This is a genomic window from Methanobrevibacter sp. 87.7, from assembly GCF_002208625.1.
Taxonomy (GTDB): Archaea; Methanobacteriota; Methanobacteria; order Methanobacteriales; family Methanobacteriaceae; genus Methanarmilla.
The window spans coordinates 1-9,642 of the sequence record NZ_MRCT01000068.1; the positions used below are offsets into that span (position 1 = coordinate 1).

Annotated in this window: 14 protein-coding genes and 1 tRNA gene; all 15 read right to left on the minus strand. The window is 27.4% G+C overall.

Annotated elements, in window-relative coordinates:
• Nucleotides 1-86: 86 nt before the first annotated feature.
• The 15 genes from amrB to BGI41_RS04635 all read right to left on the minus strand — a co-directional run bounded on the left by amrB (nucleotide 87) and on the right by BGI41_RS04635 (nucleotide 9,358).
• Nucleotides 87-932 (minus strand): AmmeMemoRadiSam system protein B, encoded by an 846-nt coding sequence (gene amrB / locus BGI41_RS04565; RefSeq protein WP_088539051.1) that lies wholly within the window; start codon nucleotides 930-932, stop codon nucleotides 87-89.
• A 316-nt stretch (nucleotides 933-1,248) separates the two neighbouring features.
• A complete protein-coding gene (rpsB, locus tag BGI41_RS04570) occupies nucleotides 1,249-1,851 on the minus strand; it encodes a 30S ribosomal protein S2 (protein ID WP_088539052.1) in 603 nt (200 codons plus the stop codon).
• A gap of 28 nt (nucleotides 1,852-1,879) precedes the next feature.
• Nucleotides 1,880-2,080, minus strand: coding sequence for a 4Fe-4S binding protein (locus tag BGI41_RS04575; protein ID WP_088539053.1), 201 nt, complete (start codon nucleotides 2,078-2,080; stop codon nucleotides 1,880-1,882).
• A 70-nt stretch (nucleotides 2,081-2,150) separates the two neighbouring features.
• Nucleotides 2,151-3,398, minus strand: coding sequence for a phosphopyruvate hydratase (eno, locus tag BGI41_RS04580; protein ID WP_088539054.1), 1,248 nt, complete (start codon nucleotides 3,396-3,398; stop codon nucleotides 2,151-2,153).
• Nucleotides 3,399-3,572: 174 nt separating this feature from the next.
• The gene (locus BGI41_RS04585; protein WP_088539055.1) at nucleotides 3,573-3,773 is read right to left on the minus strand and encodes a DNA-directed RNA polymerase subunit K; all 201 of its coding nucleotides are present in this window, start codon (nucleotides 3,771-3,773) and stop codon (nucleotides 3,573-3,575) included.
• 191 nt (nucleotides 3,774-3,964) lie between these two features.
• The gene (locus tag BGI41_RS04590; protein WP_042707954.1) at nucleotides 3,965-4,135 is read right to left on the minus strand and encodes a DNA-directed RNA polymerase subunit N; all 171 of its coding nucleotides are present in this window, start codon (nucleotides 4,133-4,135) and stop codon (nucleotides 3,965-3,967) included.
• A gap of 57 nt (nucleotides 4,136-4,192) precedes the next feature.
• Entirely contained in the window at nucleotides 4,193-4,591 is a 399-nt protein-coding gene (locus BGI41_RS04595) for a 30S ribosomal protein S9 (protein ID WP_088539056.1), read from the minus strand.
• A 23-nt stretch (nucleotides 4,592-4,614) separates the two neighbouring features.
• Nucleotides 4,615-5,037, minus strand: a complete 423-nt coding sequence (locus BGI41_RS04600; RefSeq protein WP_088539057.1) for a 50S ribosomal protein L13 — start codon at nucleotides 5,035-5,037, stop codon at nucleotides 4,615-4,617.
• A gap of 23 nt (nucleotides 5,038-5,060) precedes the next feature.
• Nucleotides 5,061-5,426, minus strand: a complete 366-nt coding sequence (locus BGI41_RS04605) for a 50S ribosomal protein L18e (RefSeq protein ID WP_088539058.1) — start codon at nucleotides 5,424-5,426, stop codon at nucleotides 5,061-5,063.
• A 2-nt stretch (nucleotides 5,427-5,428) separates the two neighbouring features.
• Nucleotides 5,429-6,247 carry a DNA-directed RNA polymerase subunit D gene (locus tag BGI41_RS04610; RefSeq protein WP_088539059.1) on the minus strand — a complete coding sequence of 273 codons (819 nt, stop codon included), beginning with the start codon at nucleotides 6,245-6,247 and terminating at the stop codon, nucleotides 5,429-5,431.
• 12 nt (nucleotides 6,248-6,259) lie between these two features.
• Nucleotides 6,260-6,652 carry a 30S ribosomal protein S11 gene (locus BGI41_RS04615; protein WP_088539060.1) on the minus strand — a complete coding sequence of 131 codons (393 nt, stop codon included), beginning with the start codon at nucleotides 6,650-6,652 and terminating at the stop codon, nucleotides 6,260-6,262.
• A 14-nt stretch (nucleotides 6,653-6,666) separates the two neighbouring features.
• Complete coding sequence (locus BGI41_RS04620; protein WP_088539061.1) at nucleotides 6,667-7,206, minus strand: 30S ribosomal protein S4; 540 nt, start codon at nucleotides 7,204-7,206, stop codon at nucleotides 6,667-6,669.
• Between the two features lie 70 nt (nucleotides 7,207-7,276).
• Nucleotides 7,277-7,738, minus strand: a complete 462-nt coding sequence (locus BGI41_RS04625) for a 30S ribosomal protein S13 (RefSeq protein WP_088539062.1) — start codon at nucleotides 7,736-7,738, stop codon at nucleotides 7,277-7,279.
• 257 nt (nucleotides 7,739-7,995) lie between these two features.
• A tRNA-Ser gene (locus tag BGI41_RS04630) sits at nucleotides 7,996-8,080 on the minus strand.
• Nucleotides 8,081-8,395: 315 nt separating this feature from the next.
• Nucleotides 8,396-9,358: an RNA-guided pseudouridylation complex pseudouridine synthase subunit Cbf5 gene (locus BGI41_RS04635; protein ID WP_088539063.1), complete on the minus strand. Its 963-nt coding sequence runs from the start codon at nucleotides 9,356-9,358 to the stop codon at nucleotides 8,396-8,398.
• Between the last annotated feature and the right edge of the window lie 284 nt (nucleotides 9,359-9,642).

The window sequence follows — 9,642 nt, forward strand, 5'->3', positions numbered from 1 at the left end:
TAACTCAATCATTTATACTTTGTTTTTTATAAAATTTAAATATATATTATTTTAATATTAAAAATTAAAAAATATAAAATAAAAAATTACTCTTTTTTAAATACAGTAGAAGCATAGCCTACTACAGAATTATAATCTCCAGAAACATCACCACTAGTTTTATGTGATAAAATTTCACAAGAATTAACACCTAAATCTAAAGAATATATAATATCTGCAGCAACAGTTCCATAACCACACATACTTATATCATAATCATATACATCTTGTATTAATTTTTTATAATTCATTTCAGTAATATCATTTAAAACCAAATTATCTCTTTTTATTGTATCAGTTTGATTAAGAAAATGTGATAAATCAGTACTTGAAATTAAGGAAAATGAATTTGAAACTTCTTCACTTGTAAGTTTAATTGCATTTGCAATATCTAATGATGTTTGAAGATTTTGTCTTCCAATACAAATAGGTAGAATTTTAAAATCATCTGAAAAATATTGTAAAAATGGAAGTTCTACTTCAATACTATGTTCCCTTAAATGTGCAGTAGTATCTTTTTTTGCATATTTTGAATTTTTAATAAATTTCTCTGCAAATTCATTATCAACTTCAATATTTCCAAGTGGTGTTTCCCAAAAACCTTCATCAAATACTGAAATATCATATCCAAATCCAGTGTGATTAGGACATAAAATTATAAAAGTATCTGGAAAACCAGATTCTACAAGTTGATAAAATCCATATGATGCAACATAACCTGAATAAATATATCCTGCATGAGGAACCATAATCCCAGTAATATTTCCATTAAAATTTTTATTTAATTTAGGAAGTTTACCAACACCTTTATTAAAACAATATTCAATCATTTCTTCTAAATCATTTTGATTATCTGGATAAAATGATCCTGCAACAGCTGGTTTTCTTAACATAATACCCCTTCATTAATTTAAAACTTTATTTAATATATTAAATTATAAACTATTTTAATTTTTATATTGTTAAAAATATTAAAAAATAATAATTTAAGAAAAAAATTATTTACAGATTAATAAAAAAATAAAAAAAGACTAAAACTAATAAAAAGCAATAAAACAAAATTAAACTAAATAAAAATAATAAACTAAAAAAATAGATAAAAAATATATTTTAAAATAAAAAAAAACCTAAAAAAAGACTAAATAAAAAAATAATACCCTAAAATAAAAAAAACCTAAAAAAGTAATAAAAAGAAAAAAAGTTAAAAATTTATTTTCTAACTTTTAATTCAAAATCAGATGGTTCTAAATCTAAGTCACCATCTTCAGGAATAACTCCTTTTTCTCTTAATATTTGTCTTGCAAGTAACCAGTAAACTAAAGCAATAGCTTTTTTACCTTTGTTGTTAACAGGAACACAAATATCAATATAACTAAGTAAGTTTTCAGTATCACATAAACCTACTACAGGAATTCCGTTTTGTTTAGCTTCTAAAATAGCTTGATTATCAGATCTTGGATCAGTTACAACAATAACTTTAGGTTCCATGAATTTAGCATATTCTGGGTTAGTTAAAGTTCCAGGAATAAATCTTCCAGGAATAGTATTACAACCAATAACTTCTCCGAATTTTTTAACAGGAGCTTGACCATATAATCTAGTAGATACTACTAAAATATCTTGTGGGTCATATTTTGCTAAAAATTTAGCAGTTTTTTGAATTCTTTCATCAGTTTTTCTAATATCTAAAACATGTAAACCATCGGATCTAACACGGAAAATATATTTTTCCATATCACTAGTTTTTTGTTGAGTTCCAATGTGTAAACCTGCTGCTAAATAACTATCTAATTGTATTAAAAGTTCTGACACTTTATCACCTTATTATAATATTATAAATTTAATAATAGTCGTCATCATAAACGACAATAGCTTCTTCTGGACAAATATCCATACATACTTCACATAAGCTACATTCTTCAAGATTAACGATTTCTACTTTATTTTTACCAAATACTAATATTTCCATTGGACAAATATCAACACATTCTCCACAATCAAGACCTTGACATTTATCATAATCAATATTTATAAGTATAATATTAATCCCTACTATAATTTTTAAGAATTTAATAGATAAATCCCATAAATCTACATTTAATTTTTAATAACTAATCAAAACTTGCCATTTTAGGATTAGCTAATTCTTCTTCAATACGAATAAGTTCATTTAATTTTGCTATTCTTTCACCACTAACAGCTCCTGTTTTAATAATAGGAGCTCCAAATGCTACAGCTAAATGAGCAATAGTTTCATCAGTAGTTTCACCAGATCTATGAGAAACAACAAGAATAACATTATTTTCTTTTGCTAATTTAACAGTTGCATAGGCGTCAGATAAAGAACCAACTTGATTAGGTTTAATGATAATTGCATTTGCCAAATTTTGCTCAATACCTTTTGATAAATAAGTTTTATTTGTAACAAATAAATCATCACCACAAACAAGACATTTATCTCCAATTTCTGATGTAAGTTGTTTAAAACCATCAAAGTCATTTTCATCAAATGGATCTTCTACATAGAACATTCCATAAGTATTAATTATGTCTTTAACATATTCAACTTGTTCACCAGTATCTCTTTCAATACCATCTTGTTTATAAACATATTTACATTTATCAGCATCCCAGAATTCAGATGATGCAAAGTCAAGAGAAGGTTTAATTTCAAAACCAAGCTCATTACTTACTTCTTCACAAGCTTGTGCTTGAATTTCTAAAGCCACATCATTGTTAACATTAGGAATCCATCCTCCTTCATCACCTTTACCACCAGTGAAATTAGGATCTTTAATTGTAATTAATTCTTTTAGTTTTTTATGAATTGATACATTAGCGAATAATGCTTCACTAATATTACTTGCTCCAGTAGGAATAACTAAAAATTCTTGAATATCTGGAGCATTATTACCTGCATGTGCACCACCATTCATCATATTTCCAAGAGGATATGGAAGTTCATTTACCATATTTCCACCTAAAAATTTAAATAATGGCATACTGTAGGATGCAGCTGCGGCTTTTGCTGCAGCCATTGATACTGCAACGGATGTGTTACCACCAATAGCAGACATATTGTCTGTTCCATCAAGTTCTTTTAAAACTAAATCAATATCATTTAAATACTCTGCATCCATCCCAATGAGTTCTGATGAAATAACATCTTCAACTTCACTAATGACTTCATCAACACCACCTTCAGGGTAAGATACAACTTCTTTTGATCCTGTACTAGCACCACTAGGAGCAGAAGCTCTACCAAATCCATTCCAAGTTATAATATCAACTTCAACAGTTGGATTTCCTCTACTATCTAAGATTTTCCTAACACGGACATCTTCAATAACACTATCCAAAAAAAACACCTCAAGTGCTTGTTCAATTTATTACCCTAATATCTATAATGAGATTATTTATTAAAAAATAATCATTAAAAAAAATAGTATTTTCTTTTATAGAATCTTATGATATTTTTTATTTATTTTTTTAAATATTTAAACGACTAAGCAGTGTTTAATAAATGAGAAGATTTAAAATTTTTCTTCTTCATCTTCCCTTACAACATCTAAAGGTAAAACACCTGCTTCTAATTCACTATAAGCTATATCAATAGGATCTAAAGAACCAACTTTTTTAATTTCAACTAATGGTCTAGCACCCATTGAAATTTGAATTGCTCTAGCTCCTAAAATTCTAGCTTTTTCGAATCGAGTTAAATCTTTTCTAGTCATTTTTTTATCTCCTAATTGATAGTCATAAAAAATATGTCTATTAAATATAAAAGAATTGAAATAAAGATTTAATAAAAAATTTATCCCTACATTATAAAAATCTAATTAACAGGTTTTTATAAAAGGATTTAATAAAAAATCTTCTTTTAAATGAAAATAAATAAACCTATTAAGGAATAGTAAATATTTATTTATTCCCAAGTTTCAACATGAGAAATTAACATTCTTCTACAACAGTATCTAGTTAAACCAAGATCGTCTAAAATATCTTTAGAATCTTCACCATTTTCTAATCTACGTTTATACTCATCAAAGTAAGCAGATACTGGTTTTCCACAACTTATACAACGTATAGGAATCATTTTAAATCATCATTTCCATTTTTTTTATTTAAATAACAAAATAATAAAACAACTAATTTACCTGTAACTTTTTTGTTTACGAGCTCTAGCTCCAGGACCACCGAATTTTTTAGGTTCTGATCTTCTAGGATCACCTACAAGCATAGTCCTATCATAATGTACATATTTATCTTTTAAATCCATATCATTAGTATATTGAACTAAACCTTTAGCAATTACCATACGAGCAGCTTCAGCTTGGCCCATAACTCCTCCACCTCTAACTCTTACAGTAATATCTACATTATCGACGATATCTCCTGCAATATCTAAAGGTTCTTCTAATTTTAATCTAGCAAGTTCTGGAGAGTAAAGTTCTAAAGGTTGTTTATTAATTCTTACTCTACCAGTACCTTCTTTAACGGTACCTCTTGCAATAGCAGTTTTACGTTTTCCACTAGTATGAACAACTTTCATAAATACACATCCCATAAAACTATCTAGAATTCAGCGCCTAATAATCTTGAGATTTCGCCTAATTCTATACTTTTTTTAACATTTTCAACTTCTGCTTGAGGAACTGCTGTAATTTCAGCATCTTTGTATTCGTTAGGAACACCAACAAATGCTTTTAAATTTTTAAAAGCTACTCTACCTTTTGTTTTTTTAATAGGTAACATTCCTCTTACAGTTCTTCTAAATATATCATCTGGTCTATGAGGATATTTAGGACCTAAATCTCTTGGGTTTGAGATACTTTTCCTATCTACACGTTGTTTGTATCTTGCATAAGCCCAATCCTTATTACCAGTAATTATAATTTTTTCAGCATTAAGAACTACAACTTCTTCACCATTAAGAAGTGCTTTACTTACAGTACTAGCAAGTCTTCCTAAAATGCTTCCTTCACCATCTACAATCATAATAACACCATTAGTTTTTGTGATTATTCCATAATCCTAATATTGCTTCCTTTAGGATTTTGTTCAAGAATATCATTAATACTAAGACATTCTCCACCAGCATTAACAATTTTTTCTTCAGCAGATGCAGAGAAGTTTAATGCTGCAACAGTAACTTTTTTATCTAAATTTCCATTAGATAATACTTTTCCTGGAATTAAAACAGTTTCTCCTTCATTAGCATATCTGTTAATTGAAGATATATTAACTTCAGCAGTACTCCTTTTAGATCTTTCAAGTTTAGAAGCAACAGTTTTCCATATAGCTACATTTTCTTGATTAGATTGACGTTTAAGAGTTCTAATAAGTTGAATAAGGTTAGGATTTGTTTTAATTACTTTCTTAACCATTATTATTTTCCTCCTTTACTAAATTCAATAAGTTGATCTGCTTTATTTTCTAAAACATCACAAGCTTTCAATAAAACCTCTTTTGGAGGCATTGATCCATCAGTTTCAATTTTAAAAATAAAATCATTTTCTTCATGTCCAACATGAATATATGTATTACCCTCATTGTCTTTGACACTAGCCCTTTCACAGCTTTTACACATTGCACAATTTTCAATATCTAATACTTTGATAATTTTAGATCTACGATCTGCTTTTAATATACCTCTAGGACATGCAGAAGCACAATCATAATCAACTTCCATATTTTCATCAAAAGTAATTTTTGGATATCGTTTATATGCACAAACTGTAGTAGGCATCCATTTAGCATGTTCTTTTCCGAAACCTAATTTAGCTACAGCTTCAAGTTCAATTTCTTCATTTTCTTTTAATTTTACTAAAGGAATTGTATCATAAACAGGTTTAATTTTGGGGTCAGAAGAGACTAAATCTTTAGAATAGACAACTCCAGGTCCTTTTTTATTAAGTGTAAATGATACACTACAATGTGGGCAGTAATCATCACAATCACATTCATCAGGGAGAACTAGACCTTCAATAGATTCTAAATCAGAAACTAAAGGAGTTAATCCTAATCTATGTGCAAGTACCTCATCAAACATAGCAGAATCATTTTTAACAATATTGACATCTTCAATAGCTAATTTAGGAACAGACATCATTGCGGTTCTTCTAATTGCATTGACAAAAGGAACTTCAGCATCACGGATAATGAAAACAATTTCATCATCATTTTGATCTTTGACTTCAATCTCCATATAAAAACCTTCTTATACTCTTCTACCTCTTTTACCACCAGAGCGTCCTGTACCATCATGAGGAATTGGAGTTATATCTTCAATTTTACCTATTTTAATACCTGCTCTTGCTAAAGCACGAATAGTTGCTTGTGCACCAGGACCTGGACTTCTAGGACCGTTACCTCCAGGTGCTCTTACTTTAATATGTAAACCAATAAAACCTTTTTCTTTAGCATCTTCTGCTACACGATTAGCAGCTTCCATAGCTGCAAAAGGAGAAGATTCTTGTCTATCAGAACGTACAACTTTTCCACCAGACCATTGTGTAATGGTTTCAGCACCAGTAATATCAGTAACAGTTATAATAGTGTTATTGAATGATGAATAAATATTAGCTATTCCCCATTTTTCATCTTTTGCCATATATTACACCTTTTTTATTCAGCTTTTTCTTCAGCTTTATTAGCATTTTTATTATATTCTTCAATTTGTTTAGCTACAGAAGAATTACCATAGAATCCGATAAGATCTTCTTCTCCTTTTTTAACCATATAACTTGGAGAATCGATTTTTTTACCATCCATAGCAATATGACCATGAACAACAAACATTCTAGCTTCTTTAGCAGTACGAGCTAAACCTTTACGGTATACAATGGTTTGTAATCTTCTTCTTAAAATATCTTCAACATTTAAGTTAAGAATATCTTCAAGTCTAGATCCTTCAGATAAAACACCTATTCTAATTAAGTGATTTAATAATTGATTTTTTTCTTTAACAGCTTGATCTTGAGCAAAACCAAGTAAATACCTTGCTTCCCTACTATATTTCCTAACTAAAGTATCAGCTTTCCAAATTTCTTTTTTATTTTTTAAACCGTATTTAACCATTAACTTGTTTTCTGATTTAATTCTTTCAGCATTCCAAGGATGAGGAGGGGTATTATATTTTTTTCTTGCTTTACGTGGATGTCCCATAAAAATATCTCCTATATAATTATTATAAAAAAATTAATTAAGACTAAGCTCTTATTTTAAAAAAAGTAATCTATACATTTGAGCCTGGTCTTTCACGTTTTACACCGACAGAAGAACCATGTCTGAAAGTAGATTTAGTTCTTTGACCTCTGACAGGTAATCCGAGTTCATGTCTTCTTCCTTTATAACTTCTGGTCTTTTTCATTCTGTTTAAATCATCTCTTAAAGTCATATCAAGATCAGATTCAATTAAATGAACAGTTCCACCAGTAGTGTAATCATTTCTCCTATTTAACATCCAATCAGGTATACCAAATTTTTGAGGATTTTTTAAAAGTTCTTCAATTTTTAAAACATCTTCATCTTCAATATATCCAATTTTAGCATTTAAGTCGAAACCTAAAGTAAGACCGATGGTTCTAGATAAAGACAAACCAATACCTTTAATATCAGTTAAAGCATATTCGAAAGTTTTATTTCCATCAACATCTTTTCTTGAAATACGTACTAAATGTCTAAATTCGTCTTCCATTTCATAACCTCCATTTATCAGAGCGAACCTACGAGACGGATTAATAGTAGATTCGAATATTTTGTAAAAATAATAAATCTTTAAAAAAAGTATATAAATTTCTACAAAACACAGTTTTTTCAACAATCAAAAATCTTAGATTAAAAAATCTAAGTACAAATTATTAGTTAATTTACAAATATTAAGATAATACTTTATAATAAAAATTAAATTTTAAAAAAAAATTAAATTAATAATTTGATAATTATACCAATAAACGCCGAGACTGGGATTTGAACCCAGGCGGAGAGAACCTCCACAAGATTTCCAGTCTTGCGCCTTACCAGGCTAGACTATCTCGGCATAAGATATTCTACCATTTTTAGTACAAAAATGTACAATACCAATAAAAAAAATAAGTTTTGATTAAACTTATATACATACTATCAAATAATCAAAATAGTATGATATAATAATATATATTATATATCATATATAAATGTTATTATTATTTTAATAAATTTCAATAAAAATTTTGAAAGATAAAAAATTTAAAAGAATAATTCTATTTAAAATAATAAGAATAATTATATTAATTAATCAATTATATTTTGTTTATTCCTATAAATAAATGTTTTTATTTACTTATAAATAATAAAAAAAGATAAAATAAAAAAATTATTTCCACATAATAGGATATTCATTTTCATCCATAAATACATGATTAGTATTTACAACAATACCACTTTCTGCTTCTATAATTTGTTCACTAGAATATAAACTAACACCAGATGCAACAATTTCACCTTTTAAAGTTTCAATTGCAACAATACTTCCTCTTTTAATATTATTAGAAAGTAATGATATACCACCAGCTGCAAGATTTGCACCATGAGCAATTGCAGAAACAGATGAATCTTTAATATAAATTTTAGGTAAATGATCAGCAGCTCTTTCCATAGGCATAACAACTCTTCTTAATTCATCTTCATCATTATTATGAACCCAATAATAATATGCATCAGTAATATCTTGTAAAGTTACAAGATTATTTTCTTCTGAAAATGAACCAACTTGTGTACGTCTAAGTTCTGCCATATGTGCACCAACACCTAATGCTTCACCAATATCATGACAATAAGTTCTTACATAAGTACCTGCTTCACATCCTATTCTAAATAAAACATCTCTTCCTTCAATTTCAGAGATATTTGCATAATAAACATTACGTGCTCTAAGTTCTCTTTTAACTACAGATTTTACAGGTGGTAATTGAAAGATTTTACCTGTAAATTCATTAAAAACATTATAAATAGTATCTTCATCAACTTCTTTATGTAAATTCATAAGACAAACATATTCTTTAGATGCAGAAGATAAAAGTTGAATAGTACGAGTTGCATTATTTAAACCCATAGGTAAAATACCAGTAACTTTAGGATCTAATGTTCCACCATGCCCTGTTTTAGAACAATGAAGAATTTTTAAAACCCAAGAATCAACTTCATGAGATGTAGGTCCAGAAGGTTTATCTAAATTTATAACTCCTTTATTTAAATGTTGTTCAATAGAACGTTCTTCAGGTTTACAACCATAATCATAATTTGTTTCTGAATTAGATTTTTGAAATAATTCCACAATAATTCCCACTAAAATTTGATTAAATAAAAAATAAATCAATGATAATTAAAAATAAAACAATAAATATTATTTAAATTATAGAAATTTTAAAAATAATAAATGATTTAAAAAAAACAATAAAAATTACATATTATAAGTATATATCAAAAAATCAATGTTTTTGATTAATAAAAATAATAATCAAATAAATCTTAAAAAACATATTGATTTTTAATTCATAAATAATAAAAAAATTTCAAGTAAATAATATATTAAAATTTTAATTAAATAACATAAGATAATAT